At 54.3% G+C, this 22,839-nt stretch carries 21 protein-coding genes and 1 pseudogene; 2 read left to right on the forward strand and 20 right to left on the reverse strand.

The window, feature by feature from the left end; genetic code table 11:
* Nucleotides 1-9: 9 nt before the first annotated feature.
* The 3 genes from clsB to R5M92_RS08445 all read right to left on the reverse strand — a co-directional run bounded on the left by clsB (nucleotide 10) and on the right by R5M92_RS08445 (nucleotide 3,116).
* A complete protein-coding gene (gene clsB, locus R5M92_RS08435; RefSeq protein ID WP_346795472.1) occupies nucleotides 10-1,215 on the reverse strand; it encodes a cardiolipin synthase ClsB in 1,206 nt (401 codons plus the stop codon).
* Nucleotides 1,206-1,994, reverse strand: coding sequence for an endonuclease/exonuclease/phosphatase family protein (locus tag R5M92_RS08440; RefSeq protein WP_346795473.1), 789 nt, complete (start codon nucleotides 1,992-1,994; stop codon nucleotides 1,206-1,208). The genes clsB and R5M92_RS08440 overlap by 10 nt, the downstream gene beginning before the upstream one ends.
* Nucleotides 1,995-2,057: 63 nt before the next feature.
* Nucleotides 2,058-3,116, reverse strand: coding sequence for an SDR family oxidoreductase (locus R5M92_RS08445; protein WP_346795474.1), 1,059 nt, complete (start codon nucleotides 3,114-3,116; stop codon nucleotides 2,058-2,060).
* 313 nt (nucleotides 3,117-3,429) lie between these two features.
* On the opposite strand from R5M92_RS08445, the gene R5M92_RS08450 reads away from it, so the two are divergent.
* The gene (locus R5M92_RS08450; RefSeq protein WP_346795475.1) at nucleotides 3,430-5,406 is read left to right on the forward strand and encodes a nitrate- and nitrite sensing domain-containing protein; all 1,977 of its coding nucleotides are present in this window, start codon (nucleotides 3,430-3,432) and stop codon (nucleotides 5,404-5,406) included.
* Between the two features lie 10 nt (nucleotides 5,407-5,416).
* Here the strand turns inward: R5M92_RS08450 and R5M92_RS08455 are convergent, their stop codons facing one another.
* The 3 genes and pseudogenes from R5M92_RS08455 to R5M92_RS08465 all read right to left on the reverse strand — a co-directional run bounded on the left by R5M92_RS08455 (nucleotide 5,417) and on the right by R5M92_RS08465 (nucleotide 7,055).
* Nucleotides 5,417-5,767 (reverse strand): ribbon-helix-helix domain-containing protein, encoded by a 351-nt coding sequence (locus R5M92_RS08455; protein ID WP_346795476.1) that lies wholly within the window; start codon nucleotides 5,765-5,767, stop codon nucleotides 5,417-5,419.
* A gap of 82 nt (nucleotides 5,768-5,849) precedes the next feature.
* A pseudogene (locus tag R5M92_RS08460) lies at nucleotides 5,850-6,423 on the reverse strand (DJ-1/PfpI family protein).
* A 137-nt stretch (nucleotides 6,424-6,560) separates the two neighbouring features.
* On the reverse strand, nucleotides 6,561-7,055 hold the full coding sequence (locus R5M92_RS08465; protein WP_346795477.1) for a metallophosphoesterase family protein: 495 nt from the start codon (nucleotides 7,053-7,055) through the stop codon (nucleotides 6,561-6,563).
* A 79-nt stretch (nucleotides 7,056-7,134) separates the two neighbouring features.
* Here R5M92_RS08465 and arfB point away from each other — a divergent pair, with 79 nt between their 5' ends.
* Nucleotides 7,135-7,548 (forward strand): alternative ribosome rescue aminoacyl-tRNA hydrolase ArfB, encoded by a 414-nt coding sequence (gene arfB / locus R5M92_RS08470; protein WP_346795478.1) that lies wholly within the window; start codon nucleotides 7,135-7,137, stop codon nucleotides 7,546-7,548.
* Nucleotides 7,549-7,610: 62 nt separating this feature from the next.
* On the opposite strand, the gene R5M92_RS08475 is transcribed toward arfB, so the two are convergent.
* The 14 genes from R5M92_RS08475 to R5M92_RS08540 form a co-directional block, all read right to left on the reverse strand.
* Complete coding sequence (locus tag R5M92_RS08475) at nucleotides 7,611-8,654, reverse strand: proline racemase family protein (RefSeq protein WP_346795479.1); 1,044 nt, start codon at nucleotides 8,652-8,654, stop codon at nucleotides 7,611-7,613.
* A gap of 20 nt (nucleotides 8,655-8,674) precedes the next feature.
* On the reverse strand, nucleotides 8,675-9,847 hold the full coding sequence (locus tag R5M92_RS08480; protein ID WP_346795480.1) for a zinc-binding dehydrogenase: 1,173 nt from the start codon (nucleotides 9,845-9,847) through the stop codon (nucleotides 8,675-8,677).
* Between the two features lie 117 nt (nucleotides 9,848-9,964).
* On the reverse strand, nucleotides 9,965-10,933 hold the full coding sequence (locus tag R5M92_RS08485) for a magnesium transporter CorA family protein (RefSeq protein WP_346795481.1): 969 nt from the start codon (nucleotides 10,931-10,933) through the stop codon (nucleotides 9,965-9,967).
* A gap of 184 nt (nucleotides 10,934-11,117) precedes the next feature.
* The gene (locus R5M92_RS08490; protein WP_346795482.1) at nucleotides 11,118-12,059 is read right to left on the reverse strand and encodes a glycosyltransferase family 2 protein; all 942 of its coding nucleotides are present in this window, start codon (nucleotides 12,057-12,059) and stop codon (nucleotides 11,118-11,120) included.
* 1 nt (nucleotide 12,060) lies between these two features.
* Nucleotides 12,061-12,933 (reverse strand): SGNH hydrolase domain-containing protein, encoded by an 873-nt coding sequence (locus tag R5M92_RS08495; protein ID WP_346795483.1) that lies wholly within the window; start codon nucleotides 12,931-12,933, stop codon nucleotides 12,061-12,063.
* 19 nt (nucleotides 12,934-12,952) lie between these two features.
* On the reverse strand, nucleotides 12,953-14,110 hold the full coding sequence (locus tag R5M92_RS08500; protein ID WP_346795484.1) for an acyltransferase: 1,158 nt from the start codon (nucleotides 14,108-14,110) through the stop codon (nucleotides 12,953-12,955).
* Between the two features lie 161 nt (nucleotides 14,111-14,271).
* Nucleotides 14,272-15,483: a CDP-glycerol glycerophosphotransferase family protein gene (locus R5M92_RS08505; protein ID WP_346795486.1), complete on the reverse strand. Its 1,212-nt coding sequence runs from the start codon at nucleotides 15,481-15,483 to the stop codon at nucleotides 14,272-14,274.
* 39 nt (nucleotides 15,484-15,522) lie between these two features.
* Nucleotides 15,523-15,984 carry an adenylyltransferase/cytidyltransferase family protein gene (locus R5M92_RS08510; RefSeq protein ID WP_346795487.1) on the reverse strand — a complete coding sequence of 154 codons (462 nt, stop codon included), beginning with the start codon at nucleotides 15,982-15,984 and terminating at the stop codon, nucleotides 15,523-15,525.
* Nucleotides 15,985-16,426: 442 nt separating this feature from the next.
* Entirely contained in the window at nucleotides 16,427-17,398 is a 972-nt protein-coding gene (locus R5M92_RS08515; RefSeq protein WP_346795488.1) for a phosphoribosyltransferase, read from the reverse strand.
* Nucleotides 17,399-17,553: 155 nt separating this feature from the next.
* Entirely contained in the window at nucleotides 17,554-18,453 is a 900-nt protein-coding gene (locus R5M92_RS08520; protein ID WP_346799310.1) for a glycosyltransferase family A protein, read from the reverse strand.
* A gap of 121 nt (nucleotides 18,454-18,574) precedes the next feature.
* The gene (locus R5M92_RS08525) at nucleotides 18,575-19,801 is read right to left on the reverse strand and encodes a glycosyltransferase family 4 protein (protein WP_346795489.1); all 1,227 of its coding nucleotides are present in this window, start codon (nucleotides 19,799-19,801) and stop codon (nucleotides 18,575-18,577) included.
* 101 nt (nucleotides 19,802-19,902) lie between these two features.
* Entirely contained in the window at nucleotides 19,903-21,108 is a 1,206-nt protein-coding gene (locus tag R5M92_RS08530; protein WP_346795490.1) for a DegT/DnrJ/EryC1/StrS aminotransferase family protein, read from the reverse strand.
* Nucleotides 21,101-22,177 carry an ATP-grasp domain-containing protein gene (locus R5M92_RS08535; protein ID WP_346795491.1) on the reverse strand — a complete coding sequence of 359 codons (1,077 nt, stop codon included), beginning with the start codon at nucleotides 22,175-22,177 and terminating at the stop codon, nucleotides 21,101-21,103. The genes R5M92_RS08530 and R5M92_RS08535 overlap by 8 nt, the downstream gene beginning before the upstream one ends.
* Nucleotides 22,170-22,793: a sugar transferase gene (locus R5M92_RS08540; protein WP_346795492.1), complete on the reverse strand. Its 624-nt coding sequence runs from the start codon at nucleotides 22,791-22,793 to the stop codon at nucleotides 22,170-22,172. Before R5M92_RS08540 ends, R5M92_RS08535 begins: the two co-directional genes overlap by 8 nt.
* Nucleotides 22,794-22,839 lie beyond the last annotated feature (46 nt).

The following is a 22,839-nucleotide window of genomic DNA, read 5'->3' on the forward strand; positions in this document are numbered from 1 at the left end:
TCTCCCTGCTCAATCCAGTGCTCTTTTGTTGCTGTGCGTCGTGGCAGACAATGTTTTCAGCCTGGCGGCATGAACCGGCAACCAGCCCATCCGCTTGGGAAAATGGCGCAGGAAGTGAAAGCTCACGATCATCAAAGGCGTGCGCCACCAGCGCCCCTTTTTGGCCGCTTCGGTAGTGATCAACTTGCAACTCTGATCAATGAGTTGCTCGAGATGCGTATGGATCTGCCGGTTGAGCTCGGCATCGCGGACGAACAGGTTGGCTTCGAGATTCAATGACAGGCTGAGCGGGTCGAGATTGCTCGAGCCCACCGTCGACCAGTCGTGATCGATTATCGCGATCTTGCCATGCAGCGGACGCTCCGTGTACTCGTAGATCTTGACGCCATCCTGCAGCATGTAGCTGTAAAGCGAGCTGGAAAACATTCTGGCCCAGGGCATATCGGGCCGGCCCTGTAATATCAGTGTGACGTTGACACCCCGACGCGCGGCGTTACGCAGCTCGTGGCATAGCCTGTAGCTGGGAAAAAAGTAGGCGTTGGCGATGACCAGGCGGGACGTCGCCGAACGAATCGCGCGGATATAGTGTGCTTCAATATCGTTGCGATGGTGATTGTTGTCGCGAATCGCCATCAGCATGGCGGCTTTTCCCGCAGCAGAAGACGATCCCTGAAGCTCCGGCAATTTCTTTAGCGCCTGATGCTCCACCAGCAGCGCCCCGGCCGCATCGCGAATGTCCTTGACGATCGGCCCCCGCACACGCACGCCATAATCCTGCTTGCCCATGGCATATCGATCGGGCAAGTGATCGGCACCGAAGTTGATCCCACTGATGTAGGCCACCTCGCCATCCACCACAACGATCTTGCGATGAAGGCGGCGGAACAGATTGGTACGCATGCCGAATAGACGCGGCTTGGGATCGTAGACATGCATGCGAATACCGGCATCCGTCAGCTCCGATATGAACTCGCTATCCAGATCCGCCGTCCCGTACCCATCCACCGTGATATCTATCTGGACTTGCCTGGCGGCGGCCTCTAGCAGCGCTTCTTTCAGTTTCTTGCCCACCTCATCGTTGAAGATGATGAAGGTTTCGAGCAGGATCTCCCGACGAGCCGCACGAATACAGTCGAATACGCTGCGAAAATACTGGTTTCCGTTGATCAAAAACTCGGCTTCGTTGTTTTCCTTCCATTGGAAATTCACAAGCATATCTCGGCAATAAGTGGCACATGATCGGATAAGTGCGACCAAGGTTTGCGATACAAGGCTTTAGGGCTGCGCACGGTGACATTGCGCACGTAGATCCGGTCGAGACGCAGCAAAGGCCAACGCGCCGGAAATGATTTCGCCGGTAGCCCAAAGTGTTGAACGAACGCTTCGCTCAACCCACACTGCGCCAGCACCTGATCGGCCTGACCTCGCCAGTCGTTGAAGTCACCCGCCACGATGACCGGCTCGTCGCCGGGGATCGAGTCAAGCAGCTCGCACAGCAGCTTCATCTGTTCCAGGCGATGTCCTTGGCGTAGCCCCAGATGAACGCAAATTGCATGTACCCCACTGTGTCCGGGAACATCCAGTTGGCAATGCAGCAGACCGCGTTTCTCGGTGTCCTGGATGGATACGTCCTTGTTGGCGTATTCCAGAATCGGATAGTGAGATAACAGGGCATTACCATGGTCACCATGAGGGTAGACGGCATTACGGCCATAGGCGAAATCCGGCCAGATGGTGTCGGCGAGAAATTCGTACTGTGGCACGCTTGGCCAGTCATGAAAGCGCAGCGCATGCTTTTTGTGCTCGCCTATCACCTCCTGCAGAAAGACGAGGTCGGCCGACAGAGTGGTCACGGCATCGCGAAGTTCGGGCAGGATATGACGCCGGTTGAAGACATTGAATCCCTTGTGCACATTCAGCGTCATGACCTGCAACGTCTCGACCGGCGCCGTATGGCGAATCCCCTGCGTCGAGCCCTGTTCCGTAACACTCACTTGCAACTCCCGTTTCCATTCATCTTCCATCGCTCGGCCGGCCCCATGGTCTGACTGGCCCCGTCAGGGTCCGCCGCTACCGCCCGTGGCGCCGTATACCTGGCCGGTAGCGTAGCTGGATTCCTGCGAGGCGAGCAGCACATAGACACCGGACAACTCCACCGGCTGGCCTGGGCGGCCCAATGGCGTCTGCTCACCGAAGCTCTGTACGCTCTCCTGGGGTTGACCACCGCTCGGTTGCAACGGGGTCCAGAACGGGCCGGGCGCCACGGCATTGACACGCACCCCCTGCTCTGCAAACTGCTTGGCCAGCGACTTGGTAAAGCTGACGATGGCCGCCTTGGTCATCGAGTAGTCGAGCAGTATTTTCGGCGGGTCGTATGCCACCACGGACGCCGTATTGATGATCGCGGCTCCTTCCTCCAGGTGCGGTATGGCAACCTTGGTGATCCAGAACATGGCGTAGAGATTGGTCTTCATGGTGGCGTCGAAGTCGTCGGTGCTGATGTCGGTGACTGACTCCTTCCATTGCTGGCGGGCGGCGTTATTGACCAGAATGTCGAGACCTCCGAGCTGCTGCACCGCTGACTCGACCAACTCCTGGCAGAACGCTTCATCGCGAATATCGCCCGGAATCGCAACGGCCGTGCGCCCTTCCGCTTCGATCAGTTCGATCACCTCGCGGGCGTCGGACTCCTCGGCCTCCAGGTAGTTGATCGCCACGTCGGCACCCTCGCGGGCATAGGCGATGGCCGCCGCGCGACCGATACCGGAGTCGCCGCCGGTAATAAGCGCCTTGCGACCTTCCAGGCGACCGCTGCCCCGGTAGCTCTTTTCGCCGTGGTCCGGGCGCGGTTCCATCTCGCTTGCCAGACCCGGCCACTCCTGGGGCTGCTCCGGGAACGGCGGCGCAGGATATTGGCTGGTCGGGTCCTGCTTCTGCATCAGCGAACCATCGCCGCCACCCGCAGCCGCCCCCTGGCCGGAGGAAGACTGAGAGCTGCTTCCTTGAGAGGAAGACTGCTGGGCGAATGCCGGCGCGGCAACCGCCGCGGCGACGCCGGAAGCCAATCCACCGACCACTTGCCGACGCGAGGGGTCGAACGTGTTACTGGGTTTCATGATTACCTCCCTGTAATGCATAACATTGCAAAGTGAAATGCTACTAGTGCCATCTAGACCTTAGCTATGACAGACAAAATTACAAATAACTCGTTATAGTTAGCGATGCGGTAATCGACGTTTCAACCCGTGAGCAGACTGTCTCGTGGCGGTCGCGAGCCAACCGTCACAGATGGAAAAGCAGGAGCTGGAGGAACCGCTGGAATTGTTGGATTGGTGCAACAGCTTTGACTAAAGAACAATACCGCCGTGCCGATAATGGGAGCAGCTCATCACCCTAGCGTGATGTCACTTCCCAACCTCCAAGGTCGCCATGAAACACTTCCTCCACGCCATTCCCATGGGCAAGAAATTCGTTCTTGCCCTAGCCTTGCCGCTGTTGGCGATGCTGTACTTCGCCGTAATGGGCATCGTCGAACGTCAGCAGACGGCCAGCAATATGCTTCAACTGCAAAACCTGACCTCCCTTGCCCAGCAGGCCGGCGATCTCGTGCATGAAATCCAGGTCGAACGGGGCATGACGGCGGGCTTTCTGGGCAGCCAAGGCCGCGAGTTCCGGCAACAGCTGACTGCCCAGCGAACCGCTGTCGATAACCAGGCGGATGAATTTCGTATCCATCTGGAAACGCTGAGCCTTGCCAGTATCGATGCGGATCTCGCCTCCCGGGTCGACGATGTGCTGCAGCGCCTGGCGGCGAATACCGCTTTGCGTCAACGTGTCGACGAACTGTCAGCTCCTACCGCGGAAGCCTTGGCCCATTACACCGGTATCAATGGCGAGCTGATGGCACTGGTCGGCGAGATGAGCCACGCCACACAGCAGGCTGACGTGGCCAATCGCCTCTCCGCGTATTACAACTTGCTGAAAGCCAAGGATTTGGCGGGTATAGAGCGCGCCTTGCTGTCCAACGCCTTTGGCGCCGATCAAATCACGCCGGCTCTCTATCAGCGCTTCATGACGCTCATCGGCGAGGAAGCCGCCTTCCAGGCGAGCTTCCTGACCCAGACCACAGAAGCCATGCGTTCGCGCTTCGAGCAGGCCCTGTCAGGTCCGGATATCGAGCGGGTAATGGAGCTGAGGGCACTGGTCATTTCTCGGGCCGACCGGGGCGGCTTCGATGTCGACCCGCAACAATGGTTCGAGTGGCAAACGGTCAAGATCGGCCAGCTCAAGTCCGTCGAAAATGCCGTTGCCAGCGACATCATCGATACCACCGAAGCGTTGCGCTCACAGGCGCAGTTCGCCCTGTGGCAGTACGTGGCGATCGCCGTCATGGCGAGCCTGCTGGCGAGTTGGGTAGCGGTGATGATCGTACGGGCTATCGTCCTGCCGCTGAAGCGCGTCCTGGAAGCGATTTCCCATCGGGGCGGGGACCTGACCCAGCGCTTGACGGTGCCGGGCAGCGATGAGTTATCCCAACTCTATCAGGCCTTCAACGACTCCACCGCCGAGACCGAAACGCTGGTCAGCAGCATCAAGAAAAGCGCGCTTTCGGTCGAGCTGGCCAGTGGGGAGATCGCCCAGGGTAACCAGGATTTGGCCCAACGCACCGAGGAGCAGTCCGCCTCGCTGGTGGAAACCGCTACCAGCATGGAACAGATCACCGCTACCGTCAGGCAAACTGCCGACCATGCCCAGAAGGCTCAGGGTATGTCGTCGGAGGTGGTGGATCAGGCCCAGGAGGCCAATACCGTTTCCGCCCAGGCGCGCGACGCGATGCAACAAATTCACGACGCCAACCAGCAGGTATCCACCATCGTTGCGGCTATCGACAACATCGCCTTTCAGACCAACATTCTTGCCTTGAATGCCTCGGTGGAAGCCGCCCGCGCCGGTGAGCACGGGCGCGGCTTTGCCGTGGTCGCCACGGAAGTGCGCAACCTGGCCAACCGCAGTGCCGAGGAAGCCAAGCAGATCCGCCAGTTGATTCAGCACAATGTGGGACGTATCGAGGAAGGTAACCAGCTTGTCGCCGCGACCGGGGACACGCTGGAGGCGATTACCGGCCGGGTAAACGAGATGGCTTCGCTGATCTCGAATATCTCGACCGCCACCACCGAACAGTCCGCGGGGATCGAGCAGATCAACCAGGCCATCGCGCAGCTGGAGGAAGTCACCCAGCAGAACGCCGCGCTTGTCGAGCAGGCCGCGGCAGCCAGCAAGTCGCTGGATGAACAGGCCGGAGACATGGCCGAGACCATCAGCCAGTTTCAGGTCAGCGAGGCGGCCGACACCCCGGCACTGGAGCAGCATGCCGGCAGCTATCACCGCGAAGCCTTGCCGGCCTGATGCGCCCGGTTCAGTGCAGCTTGGGCGTTTCGCGGGCCAGGATTCGCTCGGCATCCAGCGAGGCAATGGGCACATCGGTGCGGGCGGGAATCTCGCCGGAAATCTGCAATGCCTGGTAGCGCAGCGCGCATACACGCAAGAAAGAGGTGAAGTTGCCCAGGTCGTGCCCGGCATCGATCGACTCGTGATAAAGCCGCGTGATCATCTGCGCGGTATTCATGCCGTCACGCTGGGCGATCTCTTCCAGCAAATGCCAGAAGTAGTTCTCCATGCGTACGCTGGTCACCATGCCGTCGATGCGTAACGAATGGGTGGCGCTGCGCCATAAGGCCGGGTCGGCCTGGATAAAGAGCTTGCACATGCAGGGCCTCGCTTGGGTTTCGCTCAGCAGATGATATTACGCCCGGACAATGCCGGGCGTCACGACTGCTAGATCCAGGTGATTACGCTCTTTCGTTCAGCAACGCCATGAACTGGGAAAGCCAAGCGGGATGCGCCGGCCAGGCGGGGGCGGTTACCAAATTGCCATCGGTGACCGCGTCGGTCACTTCGATCCCGGCGAAACTGCCACCGGCGGCTTCCACCTCCGGCTGGCAAGCCGGGTAAGCGGAGCACTTGCGCCCTTTCAGCACACCGGCGGCGGCCAGCAATTGGGCGCCATGGCAAATCGCCGCGACGGGCTTGTCGGCCTCGAAGAAGTGCTTGACCATCGCCAGCACATCTTTATCCAGGCGCAGGTATTCCGGCGCGCGACCGCCCGGCACCACCAGGGCGTCGTAGTCGGAAGCCTTGATGGTGGCGAAATCGGCGTTCAATGCGAACCGGTGGCCGGGCTTCTCGCTGTAGGTCTGGTCGCCTTCGAAATCATGAATGGCGGTGGCGACGGTATCGCCGGACTTATTGCCGGGGCACACCGCATCCACTTGGTGCCACTGCCAGCAGGGTCTGGAACGGCACCATGGTCTCGTAGTCTTCGGTAAAATCACCGGTAATCATCAGAATGCGTTTAGCGCTCATCTCGCTACTCCTTGTCGCTGTCGTTGCCGTTTTGTCGTTGTCAACGTGCGTGAGAACTTCAGACGCATTAGCAGCTTAACAAGCGCTTTTCTCGTGCGGGTAGTAAACCCTTACTACACCGCTACACCGCTACACCGCTACAACGGCAAATGCATGATTGCACCACACACCCCATCTTGGCCCACCCACAACTTGCCGACTGTCAGAGGGAGCTTGAAGCGCCGCTTTCCAGCGGCCCCGGGGTTGAACAGCAGCCTGCCGTCGTGTTGTTCGTTGCGCGGCTTGTGGGAATGACCATGGAGCACGACGTCGCAGGGAGTCGCTGGGTCGAAATCCACCAGGCGATGGACCAGGTGCAGGCGCCGATCATTGACGACGACATCCTGATGTAGGGGCAATTGCTCCGCCCACGTCGCGTTGTCGATATTGCCCCGCACGCAGAGAACCGGAGCCAGCGTTGCCAGGCGCTCAAGGATCGCCAGATCCTCCTCCTTGGCCCCCACGTCGCCAAGATGCAGGATTAACTCGCATCCCTCCATCAGCGCCAGCGCCTCGTCACGCAGCAGGCCATGGGTGTCGGCGATCACCCCAACGGGAGAAGCGATACGATAACGCGGTGTCGATGGGCTCATGGCTACCTCGAGGATTGGGGAAATACCGATATGGTAGCCTTATGGGAATGACGCATCGAAACGTGACCAAGGACAAGCCATGTTAACCATTTCCAACACCGTGGAGCTGGCCGACTGGGAAATCGATCTCAGCCAGATCCGAGCACAAGGTGCGGGCGGTCAGAACGTCAACAAGGTCGCCTCCGCCGTTCATCTGCGCTTTGACATTCTTCACTCCAGCCTGCCGCCCTTCTACAAGGAGCGGCTGATGGCGTATGCCGACCAGCGTATCAGCAAAGAAGGTATTGTGGTCATCAAGGCGCAAAGCCATCGCACCCTGGAACTGAACAAGGAAGATGCGCTGGCGCGACTCAAGGAGCTGATCCAGAACGCCGTAAAACAGCAGAAACCCAGACGCCCCACCAAGCCGACCAAGGGATCTCAGCGGCGCCGAGTCGACAAGAAAACCCGCAAGGGGCAAACCAAGGCGCTGCGCGGCAAGGTAAAAATCTGATCCAGCATCGACCTATCTACCGCAGTTGATGTTCTGATGTAGCTGACCACTCGGCATACGCCTCATGAGCCACGTTCAGAGGTCAGAATATGATGCAAGCCACCACAGTCCACCATCGGGTCGTGACAGTTGACCACGATTTCCGAGCGGGCCAGCACGTAGCTCTTGCCGGTGATGGTATTTTCCACCACTTGATGAGGCCCCTCCTGGCGCACACTGATGAGCTCGCCGATGAAGCCGGTGTTACGCAGGGAGACGGTTTCCAGCTTGTCGCCAGGCTGGATGCGTCCTTCATGATGCATCAGCGCCAGCCGTGCTGAAGTGCCGGTGCCGGTGGTGCTGCGGCAGATGACGCCGGGATGCACGTAGGTCGCCGAGCGCGAGCGATAGAAGCCGTCGCCGACCTGTTCTTCCGGTCCCATGAAGTGCAGAAACGGCAGCGGTCCCACATCGCCCAGGGTGTAGTGGGAAAACCCGCCCTTGGCCTGAATTGCCTCGACGATGGCATAGGCGCAGAGCGACAGGCGCGACTCCTCTTCCAGGGTCAAGGAGAAGCCCAGTGCCCTGGCGTCCACCAGGGCGTAGAAGCCGCCGCTGTAGGCGATGCTGTACGTCACGTTGCCAATCGACGGGACGTGGATGGTTTCCCGGTAGCTATCGATGTAACTGGGCAAACCGCCGCAAGTAATGGCTTCGACTACACCGTTAACGACTTCGGCTTCGATCTGTACCAACCCCGCCGGCGATTCGAGGACGAAACGTTGATGTCCTTCCTGCTTGGGAATCATCCCGCTCTCCAGCAACGCCGTGGCGGTGCAGATGGTATTCGAGCCGGAATAGATCGGGTACCCCATCACTTCCATGATGATGTAACCCGCCTCCGCCAGCGGATTGGTGGCGGGTACGATCAGATCCACCGACATCTCGGGAATCCCGTAGGGCTCCGACAGCAGCAGTTTGCGCAGTCCATCGGCATCGTCCCGCAGGTACACCATTTGCTCGCGTACCGTGGTGCCAGGTAAAGGATCGATTCCCCCCACGACGATACGACTGACGTCGCCGCCGGCATGGGTATCGATCAACTTCAGGGTCAGTTCGCCACTCATTGCATCGCCTCCCGCTGCCATTAGCTTGCCTCCAGCGCGTGGGGTGCGCCGTGCTCGGCCCACTGGGCATCGGGAACGATCACGATCTTGCCCAGGTAATTACTGTTGCGGTTGACGAAATAACGTTCGGCGGCGTGCAGCTCGGAAAGCTTGAAGGCAGCGTGCAGCACCGGCTTCAGCTGGCCGTTGCGTATCCACTCCACGAGCTGTTCGGCTTCTTCCCGGGTGCCATGGGAAACGCCGAAAATCTGCACCTGGTAGAGGTAGATGCGCGTCCACATCATTTCGCTGACGTTACCGCCGCTGGCCCCCGCAATGCTCAGGCGCGGATAGGTGTCGCGCCGGTTCATGTCGAAGATCATGCTGTCGATGAAGTGGTGGGTCATCTCGCCCCCCACCAGGTCCATGACCGCGTCGAATGGCCGGTCGCCGGTGAGTGCGCGCACCTTGTCGGTGAAATCACCCATCTCCGAGCGATCCAGCACGGCTTCCGCGCCCAGCTTGCGCAGTGCGTCGGCCTTGTCCTGCTGGCTCAGGGCATAGGGAATCGCGCCCATGATGCGACACAGCTGGATCAGTGCGGTCCCCACCCCGCCGCTGGCACCGGTGACCAGTACCCGCTCGCCGGCCTTGATATTGGCGGAAGTCAGCATGTGCAGCGCTGTCTGGTAGGAGCACATGCCCATGGCGGCAAGCTCGGCATCGTCAAGCTCGGGGTTGGCCACGTGATGGAACTGATCGGCGGGCACCGCGATATATTCGGCAAAGCCGCCGTCGGCGCCATGGCCGTAGTAGTCCGGCGTCAGGTTGAGATCGCGGCGTGCATCGGCGTAAAGATTGAAATCCAGCAATCCACGCTGTGCAATACGGCCGGCATCGACTCCCTCTCCCACGGCCACGATGCGACCGACCACATCGGCGCCTTGGATACGGGGAAAGGTGAGCGTCGGCGAGCCCCCCATCTGAAACGAGGTGACATCGCCCTTGTCCTTGGTGGGATAAAGCCCTTCGCGCGCCTTGCGATCGGTGTTGTTCTTCGCCGTCGCGGTAACCTGTACCAGCACCTCGCCGGGGCCGGGACACGGCGTGGGAACATTCTCGTCATAGACCAGCTTGTCGATGCCGCCGTGGCCGGTCAACAGCATGGCGGCCATGGTCGGGGGAATCTGTGCCAAACGGGAATCGGTAGCCATAGGCTCTCCTCCGGGCGGTGTGTCGCGGGTGAGTTCACTCATTTCGTGCGACGATAACAAACTTTTGTCCTGTCTCCAGCCGCCTTGGCTTTCTGTGATCGATAATTGCCGCCACGCTTAGAACCACCTCTGACGCCGGAAATACCAGATCAGAGCGACAGCAATTCCCAGCATCAAGCCCCATACCGCAAAGTAGCCGTAACGGAATCCCAGCTCGGGCATATGTTCGAAATTCATACCATAAATGCCGGCGAGAAAGGTCAACGGTACAAAAATCGCAGTAATCACCGTGAGCAATCGCATAGTGATATTTAGCTGATGCGACGAGATGGAGATATAGCCGTTGATCAAGTCGCCGCAGATATCGTAGTACATCTGGGTCAGACTATAGAGGCGCTCGAACCGCTCATAGACATCGGTGATGGCGTGCAGTGTCTCGCTATCTTCACGGGGCAAGTGCTGGTAATCGTAGGCCGTGAGTTCCTGGGTAATGCCCTTGTGATAGCTGAAGATGCGCCGCATCTTGACCAGACGGGAGCGGAACATGGTGATACGGCGCATCAGTTCATCGTTGCCCTCTTCCAGCAAGTCGTCTTCCAGGTCGCTGAGCTCGGTTTCAAACTCCAGCAGGCTGTCGAGATAGTACCCCGCCGAGATATACATCACCTTGAGCGCGACCTGCTGCGTCGACTTCTGCAGCAACGACATGCCCTGTTCGGCTAGCAGTTTGTCGATACTCATCGCATGGCCTGGATGAAGGCTGATGACATAGCGCTCACCGATAAAGAAGCAGATCTGCTGCGGCGTATAGTTGAGCTCGGCGTCAAATGCCGAAATACCTCGGTAGATGATCAGGGTATGGGTCTCGAATTCCTCGATCTTGGGTGGATGCCGGTCCCGGTGCGCATCGTTGATCGCCAGAGGATGACAATCGAAGGATTCCAGCATCAACCGCTCGCGCTCTTGTGTCTCGCCCTGCATGTCGATCCAGATATGCGAACCAGTCGACTCCCGCCACATCTCGAGCAACTCCTCCCCTCCGCGGCGCTGAGTTCCCTGAGCGTCCACCAGTAACGTGCGGATCATGGTATATCGATTCCCTCTGTCAGCTTGATCAGGATAGCGGCGTTACGCTCACTACTCGCCCACCTTGGGCTTCAGCCACTATCGGTCGGCGTCGATCAGGTTGAGCGAGGTAATGGGGATATTCAACACACGAGTGGCAGGACCGGTTTCATGGTCAGAGGCGGGGGGCAGCGACAAGCCATCGCTAGGCTCTTTCTGGTTTCGCCAGGCGCAAGATCAGCGCTAATTTGTAAGTGGTTGAGTATACTTTCAAATAATAGCATAACAAGGCAGCCAAGCATTTCTTCCAGAAAGGGAGGCTGCTAGCTATAAAAGGCTTCAGAATTCTGAGTGGAGGCAGATAGCCAGTTATCAGCAATAAGAGAAAGTTATTCTTGGCACTTTTGCGTTTTATATTGACCGATCCACCAAGAATTCTTTTGCGTTTTTTAAGCATGGACTTGATATCGGCGCGTGCCGGGTGGTTCACGACGACTTCGGGTGCGTATACTATCGGTATGCCTTTCTCCTTGGCCCGCCAGCCCCATTCATTGTCGCCACCGGACATAAGAGAATCATTGAAAAGTCCAACGGTTTCAAAGTGTTTAGCCCATGTCACCATGTTGGCGGTTGCCGACCCACCAGCCTGAGCATATCTTTTTTGATCAAACGCGTAGGCTTCCTCGTAGATTTCAACGAGTGTAAGTTTATCGGACTTGAAAAACAGCTCCACCTTGCCAGCTATCCGCTCTGCACCCTCTTCAAGCCGCCCGATAGCGGCCTCCAGCCAGGTTGCGCCAGGAATGCAATCGGAATCAGTAAAGGCGATTATCTCACCTTTGGCAATCTTTAGGGCTGCGTTTCTTGCGGCGTACGAACCGGGCTTTTCCTCTGTAATCATGTTGAAATTTTCGGGCAAGATGAAGTCATCGGGAGGGGTGTCATCGGGGGCATTGTTGACAATAATTACTTCGAAATCGTCCTGGGGGAAGGACTGATTGTGGAGCGCTGCCACACAAAGCTTCAAACGTTCCCAGTCGTAATAGGTAGGTACAATTACTGACACTCTCGGGTTGCAGATTTCCATACCCCCCCCGCCGATTTCCCTTGCCTTCTTGTACTTTACCTCTTTTTCAGATAATAGCATTTTAATTGCTCCCCGCGTGATGATTAAGGGTCTGAAAAACCGGAGCTTGCCGCTCAAGTACATTTTTCAGGCTCGGGGTGATGTATTTCAGATAAGTCCGGGACAGGTGATGGGTATCCGACCACATCAACCTCCCATCAAAATATGCTGGGCACAACCCCTTGCTACATATCAGCTTGGTAAAATCTACCGAAATAAACAAAGGATTCTGTTTCATATCCTCATCAGCAGGATTGCGCGGTAACAATACCTCTTCGACTGGTCGGGCGCATTGGCTCGCCTCCTGCCGGTTCTTCCACACACAGTAGCTTGGGTCGCTTTCAAACCAGGGGTTGTCCCTTATTCCCACGACCGGAATACCCAAACCGTTTATTTCCTCCCATTTTTTTACATACTGCTTGGGTACAAACTCAACGGGATCGTCGTCCACTAGCCTGTCCGTGCGCAACCGGTTGGCTCTCGTCGAGTTAGTGACAACTAAACCGGGATCCAGCTCGCTTAAGTAATCGACAATATTTTCATTCCACAGCTCACATGTATGATTGTCCTCTACTATTTCATATCCCAGAGAGCACGAATGCTTTATCACGCTTACGAGCTTGAAATTATATTCTTTTGCCAAATTCACAAGAAGAGGACTCCATTGTCCTACATGCGATCCACCTACAAGTGCGATGACTGTTTCTGATGAAGTATTGCCAAACTCGCAAACTATAATAGTTGAATCATTAATTTCAGTGGCACAACCATTATTTCTGTCCATGACCTCTCCTAGGTCATTGGCGATAGCAGTAACATAACCATACTCAAGATCTGTGGCATCATCCTGAATATAGATTTCACTACCGTCAAAAGAACTTTTTTTGAAACTCACTTCAACATCATGGAGATTCTCAAAATAGTACTTGGCCCCCAGGCCCAGTGTTACCGAAGGTAATGAAAAACAGAAAACCTACCGTATAGGATAACAATGTCTTGGTCTTTGGAATGTTTCGAAAGGGCCTCTCTAGCAACATCGTCGTAAAAATGGCAAGCAATATCCCCAACAGGATAACCATCATTCCTTTTACAAACCCTAAACTGGTAGTCTCGTAATAGTTTTGAAAGAAGATCAATATAGGCCAATGCCATAAATATATGGTAAATGACATTGCGCCCAACACGACGAGATACTTATTGGAAAGCAACTTATTCACTACAGTACTGCCTTCCGACCCACCTCCAGAAACTATCAAAAAAATGGCTGACATGACCGGAAAAAGTGCCACGTACCCAGGAAAGCTCCACTCTCTAGGAATCACCACCCCGACACTGACAAGCATCAAAACACCCAAAAAAGAAAGTATCGAAGCTAGTTTTTTATTGACTTTTAAATACGGCACCAATATTGCAACTAAAGCGCCGGAAAGAAATTCCCAGACTCTTCCAAAAGGATTGAAATAAGCCGTTTCAGGTCTGCTACTCGTTGAAATTAAGGAGTAGATAAAAGAAAAAAAAACAACCAGAGAAACGCCTATGACCAAGGGCCTCAATGATTTCATTTTGTTGGACACATAAACTAATGGACCAAGAAGAAAAGGAAGAAAAGCATAGAACTGCACTTGAATAGACAATGCCCAGAACTGCTGGAAAGGACTAGCGGGTTCTTCCCTTTTCAAATAATCCACTTCTCGCCTTATCAGTAACAAGTTTTCCAAGTGCGCCGCACTAAAAACAAACTCATTAATTACCGCTTCCCAATAGACCGGCGAGATAAAAAAATAACTGAAAAACAGCGTCACCAAAAGGACAATATAGGCAGATGGAGCTACTCGCTTTATTATACCTCCCCAAAACTGCAGAGGTTTCAGAGTTTCTTCTCTCGAATATTGACGTAGCAGCAGTCCTGTCATCAAAAATCCCGAAACGACGAAAAACACGTCGACACCGCCGGAAACTTTTTGAAACCAGATATGAAATACCAGTACAAGCATGGCGCCAATGGCACGTATCCCTTGAATATCATTACGATAGTTCTTATCTTCCAAGTAGACTTCAAACGTCTTATTCACGTTTCATCCTCCTTGAAAAAAATGATGATCACCAGGCAAATAAACAACGACGTTCTTCGTCAACTTTATGAAATCTCATCCTTTTTTCTAAATTAACTCCATTTAATTCATCTTAATTTTACCTATCCTATTTTAGTAACGATTTATAAAAGAAGAAATTTTCAAGCATGGCTTATAACTTCTGCACGGCAATTATTACGTAGATAGGCGGTCATCCGTTCGCATTCGCGGCCATCGTGCAGGACGGCATGGCGAGCCACGAAATTCACCAAGCGCTGATCGTGACGCCCTTCAAACAGCTCCTGCCATGACTCAGGCAACTGCTCCCAAGATTCTATAACTGGCCCTGGTGCATCGGCGAAGTAGTCGCCATAAATGCCCACATCGCGATTAAGGTAATCATCCAGATCCGGCGCCATCAGGACTATGGGCCGTTTTAGACAAGCATAGTCGTACATCAAGCTGGAATAGTCGGTAATCAACATATCGATTGCCGGAAACAAGGCGTTTACATCAGGAAACACACTCACCGGAGCTTCGCGTATGTGTTTATTACCCGCTACCAAGTCTTGCACACCGTTCATCTTCAATGAGGTATGCCCGCGAATGAGCAACAGCAGGCGATGCTTTTCAAACCACGGCATCAGCGCTTCCAGGCGCTTGCCCTGCGCCACATCAAGGCCTCCCTTTCCTTGCATCCTCAAGGTAGGAGCGTACAACACCACACCGTCATACTCAGTAGTATCGATGCCTGCACGGCGCAGTGATTCAGCAGCGTTGGTCCGGAAAGCATCCCAGCGAGGATAGCCGAGCGCGACTACTCTTTCGCTGGATAAACCAAAGGCCGACATCATTCTCTCCCGCGCGATTTCAGAAGCCACCAGCACCTGATGGGGGCTGCGCTGCCCCGGAAGAGCCCGGCGTAGATAGCGATCGAAGACGCCGGTCAAGACGCCCAGACGCGAGGAGCGGGCATCTTGCACCAATCGCTTGAGGGGCGTGCCATGGGTCAGGTTGATCAACTGCCCGCCGAGCGAAGCATGGGCATTGACGTCATCGGCCGAATGCGTGACAAGAAACAGCCGGGCACGTAATGACACCAGTATCCCTTTTGCCGAGTAGGCGAGATAAGCTTCACCACCTTCATCACGCGCCCGCTTCACTACCTCGCGGTCATGAGCCAACCAGACGGCGCGCAGGTCCGGCTCGTTATCGCGCACGTGGCGATACAGATAACTGGCATTATCAGCGAATTGGCGGCCGTGCCAGGCCCCGAAGACCCATAGACGGTCATTACGGGGAAAGCACCAGCCAATCAGACAAAGAGGCATCCAGGTAAGCTGCTTTGCCAAACGAAATGCATAGGAAGACATTGAAGATTCCTGGCCGGCGCCGCCGGCGTCGAGAACAAGTTAACCGAAGTCTTTACGCAACGTATCCAATACATCAAAGGCGTTCATCAGCTCTTCTCGTGAAACGCTGTAAAAAGGGTTGAGGGAGCGTTTGAGCTGGGTAGTAGATACGCCGTCGGTACGTGACAGATACACCACTTCGCAGTGAGGTTTGAGGAAATCGAAAGCCCCTTTCCAGTCTTCGCCGATAGCGAATGTATGCACCGCATAGCGCTGGATATCGTCTAGCTTCTGGTCCCAGTTGGTCTCGGGAATAACATGGTCCACATAACGGAGTGAGCGCACGATCTCGGCACGATGCTCAAACGGGATCAAGGTGCGCTTGCCTTTCCCGGCATTGAATTCATCGGTGGAAACACCCACGATCAACCGATCGCCCAATCCTGAAAGACGTCGCAGCAAGTTGAGATGGCCGATATGAAACATATCGAAGGTGCCATAGGTGATTACCGTCTTAGCCATATATTGCCCTCCATTACCATATCGTCCAGTTTAATTCGATTAAATTGCGGGGCCAGTCGAATATTTCTTCCTGTTAATAAATCGAATTTAGAGACGCAGCCAATCCAGCGCTTACGACAAATCGAGACACAGATCCCCAGTTAATCACAAATGTTAAAACTCTGATTCATCAGGTGGATTTATCTATAATTGGACACCCCACCATTTCAACTAAGAGTGTTCACGACAAACCTTCTGGTAACTAAATATGCCTTTTACGAAAATAATCGCCTTCAAATTACGAAAAAATTGCTTTCAACACAGGACTATAAATCATCAAACTGTTTCTTGAAGTGAATATAATTAAATTATATGCATTATATTAAATATAAGAACAATGTAAATATGATATTAATAGTTAGCATATTTTGAATAATTATAAGCGGCGCAGTGATTTACAAAATCACCCTGTTTTTCTCTTTACAGCTTTCACAGGGTGCCTCAAATTAAGCAAATTCACTGTGTTCCTAATGAAGCGTTTCGCAAAACTGCGTAGTCCCTTTTTGTTAGGAGCTTTATCTTCTGCCGTATAGACTCGGTTGTCTTCATAGCAATAAACAGGTTTTCCCGAAATTCTAGCAATATTACCAGCCTGCCGAGGGCTACTTTCGATAAAGAAGATGTAGTCCGAGTTCTTGTAGAAAAGCCCCTTGTGTGAGGAATGAACTCCTTGACGCCGTCGCTCCTCCTTCGAAGGCAGATCCAACATGACTAGATGCTCATAATCAATACCGTGCTGCTCAAGCCACGTTACTGTTTGGCTACGGTATTTTTCAAGCCGGTTGGTTACCAGGCAGCCGATTCGGGCTGAAGGCAGGAAAAGTGGTTCCGCATTATTCAAAAAAGTAACGTACTGCTCTCCATCATCATTCTCTTGGGCGGTAGGGTCGACGCATAGCACTCCATCGATATCAAAACACGATTGTGAAAGCATGGCCGGGGCGAAGAGGCTCCATTGGAAAATATAAGGCGATTGCATGATGGATAAGACTATATCAACATGCTGCTTACCGTCAGGATCTGCATAGATCGCCAAGGTATCGATAGAGCAAGGGCAACCACCGGGGATCGCGTCTCGTGCTTGTTGCATGGTTCGTCCCGTCACAACACTATCGTCGACGAGAAGAACCTTTCTTGCATCCCATGCAGCGCTGGGCTGCCCCCCTGCCCTCCTGCGCAACCGTGTTATCAACGGCTGATTTGCTATAAAGTCGGGAAGACCCATCACATCGATATGCAAGCCCAAAGCAATCATGCTGGCCGGAATCATGCCACTACGGGGAACACCTACAACTAAATCATAGCCTTTCCCCTGAATGCTAAATAAGGACGCAGCAATATCCACGCTCAAATCACCATAGGATTTAAAATTCATATTTACTTATCCAGAGATATTAATGTGATTTTCTAAGTAGCTTGGTAATGCTAACCAAACAGCAAATTGCGATGGCCAATATGAAAATATCGAAGGTGCCATAAGTAATTAGCGTCTTGGCCATGGCTCTTATCTCCCTTTCACTTCGTCCCGGTTCATTTGATTCGGCTGCGCAACCTGTTGAAGTAAGGCTGGGGCACGAGCAGTGAAACGGCATGCAGCCATAGCCGCATATTCATTCCGCCAGGCGACAATGCTTTCAAGTCCTGGCGCACCGATTGACCGAGCTGTTTCTTCTCCACTGCCCAGGAAAGCACCTTTCGATTGATCGCCAAACGAAACTGGCGTCGCTCATCGGGTGCCAGCTTCGTTTCGTACTCCTTCAGAAGATCCAGGCTGGGATGCAAATCGATCAAGTTGCGCTTGTCGCGGGTAATATCACTGTGCTCAAGCAGCCATAAGCTGGTCACCGTGGCGTTGTAATGTATCGCTTCCATTTCACATAGCGCCTTTAACCAGAAATAGACGTCGCCTCCACGACGGTAATGACCAGCCGGAAAGCCACCCAGCGACAGGAATCGCTCGCGTCGAATACATGCACCGTTCATATGGATGAAGTCAAAGCGAGCGAAGGCACATAGAGCTTTCTGACGGTGCAGCCGGCCGACGGGGACTCCATGAATTCGCGGCAAGCGCCGCTGGCCTTCCATCTTTTGATAAGCATTGACGAACAGTTCGATCCCCGGAAAGTGAGCAATGTCATCGGTAAAACAAGACAAATGATCGAACAGGAGAATGTCATCGGCATCGAAGAAAACAAGCCACGGTGCGGTAGACTTCTCGGCACCGAAATTACGTGCCGCATAGCCGCCTGGCCCTGGCGGACTACGCTGGTAAACCTTCAACAAACCGGCCTGCTCATGCTCTCGCAGAATATCGAGAGAGCCATCGGTGGAGCCGTCGTCCACTGCAATTATTTCGAAGTCCCGAAATGTTTGGCGATACAGGCATTCCAGTGAATTCGCTAAGGTCGCCACCTTGTTATAGACCGGCATGACCACCGAAATAAAAGCCATATCAGGGGGTTCCTGTGCTGTTCCAAGGGCGCTACCCAGGGCGAGGAAGAGTATCGTTGGCTACATCGCTTGGCGATGCTTCAGCTTGGGCGGAGCGGGCTTATGAAGCGCGCGAGGCTTTATCGAGTGTCTTGGGTTCGAATGTTTTTTGCTGGGTGTCGCGATAGGCAGGCTTCTCAATCCCCATTGCCTCCAGCATAACGGCGTTTACCTTATGCACGTCGTATCTGTCTTGAACGATTTCATGGGAGCGTTGCCCCATGGTCTGCACTAGTTCTGGACGGTCGATGAAATGCTGCATGGCCTCTACCAGAGCATCCACATCCTTTACCGGCACCAGATAGCCGTTCTCACCCTCGATCACGGTTTCTCGACAACCCGGTGCATCGGTGGTGATCACCGCCCGTCCCATCGACATGGCTTCCAGCACAGAACGCGGCGTGCCTTCACGGTAAAAGCTGGGCAGCACATAAACACTGCACTCGGCAATTGCCGGGCGAACATCGCTCAACCAACCGAGATGTTCGATGCTGCCTTCCCTCACCCAGGTATCCAGCTCTTCCTGGGTAATCGTGTCGGGGTTGCTGTCGATGTCACCGGCGAGTTGAAATACCATTTCGGGGTGCTGCTGCTTGATTATTCTTGCGGCACTGGCGTACTGGCGAACCCCCTTGTCACCCAGCAGCCGGGCAACCAGCAAAAAGCGCGGCGGGCCTGATGGCAAGGGGGCCAGCGCGAAATGATTCATATCCACCCCCGACCCATTGAGTACCTGGGAAGGCACCCGGTCGGAGAGTATTCCAGTCTCACGAAATAGGCCTTCATCGTCGGGATTCTGAAAAAACACCCGGTCAGTGTTATTCAAAGCCAGCGAATACAGTCTTTTTACCACTTGAAAGACCAAAGCACGCTTGCCCCTAGCCTCCCCGGCAAAGGCGTACCCCAGGCCGGTGATCAAGGCGTAGCGCCGGGTCACCCCGGCCAGCCAGGCCGCCAGCATCCCGTAGACGACGGGCTTGATGGTATAGCCCAGAACGGTCTGTGGCTGGATACGTCGCATGAGACGGTACAGCGCTTGCAACGTCAGCAGATCGCGCCACGGGTTCAGGCCGGTTCGCTGCATGGGGATATCGTGAGTCACCGCCCCCCAGGCCTCGAGCTGCCTGCGGGTGGCCGGGTCTTCATGTAGACCGGGGGCCGCTGCATGCACTTCCAGTCCCGTCTCGATCAACGCCTGCACCAGCGGTCCTCGAAAGTTGACCAGGGAGTAGCTTGAGCCCGCCACCAGCAGAAAGCGGCGATTCGAAACAGTGACCTTGGGATTCATGAAAACTCCTCGATGAGACACCAGGCAGGACGAGCAGCTTGCGCTTACGCCTGGCGTTGAAGAATGGGATCTAGCGAAACACGACAAGCCTACGAACCGCGTCAGGTACTAGCCTTCATGACGTCTTGCAGGACTTGGCAGGTTTTATCGAGCTCGTCCTGAGTGATCGTGGGATGACACAAAAACATCAGGCTGGTCTGGCCCAGCTCCCGCGCCACGGGTAGCCGTGCTTGCGGCTGCCAGCCGGTGTTCTCAAAGGCCTTTTCGCGATATACCTCGGAGCAGCCCCCCGAGAAACAGGGCACGCCACGCTCGTTGATCTCAGCGAGAATCCGATCACGATCCCAGCCTGGCTTGAGCCTTTTCGGCTCGACAAATACGTGGCACTTATAGGCAGCATGCCGGGAGTATTCGCTTATGCAGCTGGGTACGCTGCCGGAGTTGAACATCGGCACCCGCAGCCCAGAGCAATCGACCGCCGCTTGCCAGATGCGTTGCGCGTTATCCCGGCGTTTAGCGCTCCATTCAGGCATGCGTTCAAGCTGTATACGGCCGATGGCGGCCTGCATCTCCGTCATGCGCCAGTTCGTGCCGAAGCTCTCGTGCAACCAGCGGAAACCGGGCGGATGGTCTTGTATGTGGACGGCGTCCCAACTCTTGCCGTGATCCTTGAAGGCCCACATTCTTTTCCACAACGGGGTATCGTCCGTGGTGACCATCCCCCCTTCACCGCCGGTGGTCATGATCTTGTCCTGACAGAACGACCAACAGCCCACATGTCCGATACTGCCCACGCTCTTGCCACGATAGCGAGCGCCATGGGCCTGAGCGCAGTCTTCGATCACATAGAGCCTGTGCTGCTCGGCCAATGCCATCAGCTCGTCCATATCGCATGGCCAACCCGCTAGATGAACCGCGATGATCGCGCGAGTCCGTGGAGTGATCTTCTCGGCAACTGTCGCGGCGGTGATGTTTTGCGATTCACGATCGATGTCAGCGAATACCGGCACAGCACCGACATTGACGATGCTAGACGCCGACGCCACGAAAGTACGCGCAGTGACAATGACCTCCTCGTGTTCTTGCTCGCCGATTCCCAGCCCTTTCAGTGCCAATTCCAATGCCGCGGTACCGTTTGCCAGGGCAATGGCATGCTGTGACCCGACAAAACGGGCAAACTCTCGTTCGAATTCGAGCCCTTCCTCGCCGGTCCAGTAATTCACCTGATTGGACAGCAGCACGCGCTGCACCGCCTGCGATTCTTCCGCGGTAAAGGAGGGCCAAGGGGAAAAAGGTCCGTTAAGCATGGCTGTCATCCATAGCCAGCAAGTCTTTCTCGTTCATCACGAGGGGCGTCTCATCCACATCCCTGAGGAATATAGTGCCTCTAGGAAATTCATAATGCTGGTATTCTAAGGAGAAATTATCCGGGTTGAGGTTGGCTTCCAGATAGTCCAACGGCAAGTTGGCCCCCGCCTTGGCCAATGATGAAGCGAAGGCAACGAACCTTACGTTTATCTCGGTTATCATGGGTATGCCTTGCGCATTTTCCTTGAAGTCAACGGTAAAAATGCCATTAGCTTTCGCTTTAAACTGACTGAATATCGAATTAATCGCGTCATCGGCAATATCGACGAGACCCTTGTCGTTGATCATTCTTCCAAACGATGTGTTGCCTGTAATACCGGAGGGCGCCACCTTGGCCATGACGTATTCCAAGCGTTCAGCACAGGCGGATCGGAAAATCTTTCCATTCTTGTAAAGCACTTTACACGCCAGATTCCTTCCAGGCAGGAATTCTGAAGCGATGAATTCTTCAATTCGTGGGTTGATTTTCATCCACTCATCCAGTTCCTGCTCATTGTTGATCTTCAAAGAACCCAGGCCGCTTGAACCAACAGTTCCACGCACCCAGAAAGGGTATTCAACCGTAATTTTTTTTCTGTCAGTTTGATTCAGGAAAGTGCAGTAGCTGGGTATATAGCTTTTATCCTTGAGCAAGTCATGAAGTGACTTCTTATCGACCAATGCTGCGGTAGGCTTAAAAGGAGAAATAAAGGCCTTGCACGGTAGCCCTTCGCGATCTTGTCTTTCGGACCAGGCCACGACCTCCGCTTCGGGTAACACTACGGCGAACTCGATTTGATGACGATCAATTATTTTCGCTATCTTTTCCCAGTACCTTTCGTCATTCGCCTTTGGTACCAGGTAGGTCTTGCTGTAGGAAGCCGTGTCATACAGACCGATCGCCAGACGATTGGCATCCACGCCGATGAAATTATAGTTATCGCATTTAGAATCGGCAATGGATCTGACAAAGCTGCGAGGCGTCGGTCCTCCTACGCCAGTGACTAGCACATTAATTTTTTTAGTCATTTTTTTCACCTCTGTCATTTCGCAGTTTCGATTCCTTGAAATTCGGCATGGCGACTTCACTGGAATGACTGATACCTTCGCGCACGAATACTTTCTTTACTGTAAGCAGCAATATCTTGATATCGAGAAGAAAATTCCGGTTGTCTACGTACCAGACGTCATAATCGAATTTTCTGTCCCAGGTAATCGTGTTGCGCCCGTTGACTTGCGCCCAGCCGGTCACCCCTGGACGAACCTCATGGCGTCGCGACTGGTACGTGCTATAAAACGGCAAATATTCCATCAATAATGGCCGCGGCCCCACCAAACTCATGTCGCCTTTAAGAACATTCCAGAGCTCAGGCAATTCATCCAGGCTTGTGGATCGTAGGCGCCTACCAAAGGGAGTCAAGCGCTCTTTTTCCGTTAATCTCCTACCATGTTTATCATAAGCATCGCGCATGGAACGGAACTTGATGATCTCGAACGGCTTGCCATAAAGCCCGGGGCGAGTCTGACGAAAAAAAATAGGTGACCCCATCTTATAGCGAATCATCAGAGCGACGACGACTAATACTGGAGAGAGCAAGATCAATCCGGTCAGCGAAGTAATAAAATCGAATTGGCGCTTTAACATAGACAACCACCATCTTATCTAGTAAGAATGAAACAGCCTTTCAATC

The sequence above is a fragment of the Halomonas sp. Bachu 37 genome (assembly GCF_039691755.1).
Classification (GTDB): Bacteria; Pseudomonadota; Gammaproteobacteria; order Pseudomonadales; family Halomonadaceae; genus Vreelandella; species Vreelandella kashgarensis.

What these genes read in the sequence shown, in the direction of transcription:
- R5M92_RS08525 (WP_346795489.1), bottom strand. Translation starts at nt 19,801, where the DNA reads ATGAATCCCAAGGTCACTGTTTCGAATCGCCGCTTTCTGCTGGTGGCG.
- R5M92_RS08480 (WP_346795480.1), bottom strand. Translation starts at nt 9,847, where the DNA reads ATGGCTACCGATTCCCGTTTGGCACAGATTCCCCCGACCATGGCCGCC.
- R5M92_RS08490 (WP_346795482.1), bottom strand. Translation starts at nt 12,059, where the DNA reads ATGCTATTATCTGAAAAAGAGGTAAAGTACAAGAAGGCAAGGGAAATC.
- R5M92_RS08475 (WP_346795479.1), bottom strand. Translation starts at nt 8,654, where the DNA reads ATGAGTGGCGAACTGACCCTGAAGTTGATCGATACCCATGCCGGCGGC.
- R5M92_RS08505 (WP_346795486.1), bottom strand. Translation starts at nt 15,483, where the DNA reads ATGTCTTCCTATGCATTTCGTTTGGCAAAGCAGCTTACCTGGATGCCT.
- R5M92_RS08450 (WP_346795475.1), top strand. Translation starts at nt 3,430, where the DNA reads ATGAAACACTTCCTCCACGCCATTCCCATGGGCAAGAAATTCGTTCTT.
- clsB (WP_346795472.1), bottom strand. Translation starts at nt 1,215, where the DNA reads ATGCTTGTGAATTTCCAATGGAAGGAAAACAACGAAGCCGAGTTTTTG.
- R5M92_RS08455 (WP_346795476.1), bottom strand. Translation starts at nt 5,767, where the DNA reads ATGTGCAAGCTCTTTATCCAGGCCGACCCGGCCTTATGGCGCAGCGCC.
- R5M92_RS08445 (WP_346795474.1), bottom strand. Translation starts at nt 3,116, where the DNA reads ATGAAACCCAGTAACACGTTCGACCCCTCGCGTCGGCAAGTGGTCGGT.
- R5M92_RS08540 (WP_346795492.1), bottom strand. Translation starts at nt 22,793, where the DNA reads ATGTTAAAGCGCCAATTCGATTTTATTACTTCGCTGACCGGATTGATC.
- R5M92_RS08520 (WP_346799310.1), bottom strand. Translation starts at nt 18,453, where the DNA reads ATGCCGGTCTATAACAAGGTGGCGACCTTAGCGAATTCACTGGAATGC.
- R5M92_RS08515 (WP_346795488.1), bottom strand. Translation starts at nt 17,398, where the DNA reads ATGAATTTTAAATCCTATGGTGATTTGAGCGTGGATATTGCTGCGTCC.
- R5M92_RS08465 (WP_346795477.1), bottom strand. Translation starts at nt 7,055, where the DNA reads ATGAGCCCATCGACACCGCGTTATCGTATCGCTTCTCCCGTTGGGGTG.
- R5M92_RS08510 (WP_346795487.1), bottom strand. Translation starts at nt 15,984, where the DNA reads ATGGCTAAGACGGTAATCACCTATGGCACCTTCGATATGTTTCATATC.
- arfB (WP_346795478.1), top strand. Translation starts at nt 7,135, where the DNA reads ATGTTAACCATTTCCAACACCGTGGAGCTGGCCGACTGGGAAATCGAT.
- R5M92_RS08485 (WP_346795481.1), bottom strand. Translation starts at nt 10,933, where the DNA reads ATGATCCGCACGTTACTGGTGGACGCTCAGGGAACTCAGCGCCGCGGA.
- R5M92_RS08530 (WP_346795490.1), bottom strand. Translation starts at nt 21,108, where the DNA reads ATGCTTAACGGACCTTTTTCCCCTTGGCCCTCCTTTACCGCGGAAGAA.
- R5M92_RS08535 (WP_346795491.1), bottom strand. Translation starts at nt 22,177, where the DNA reads ATGACTAAAAAAATTAATGTGCTAGTCACTGGCGTAGGAGGACCGACG.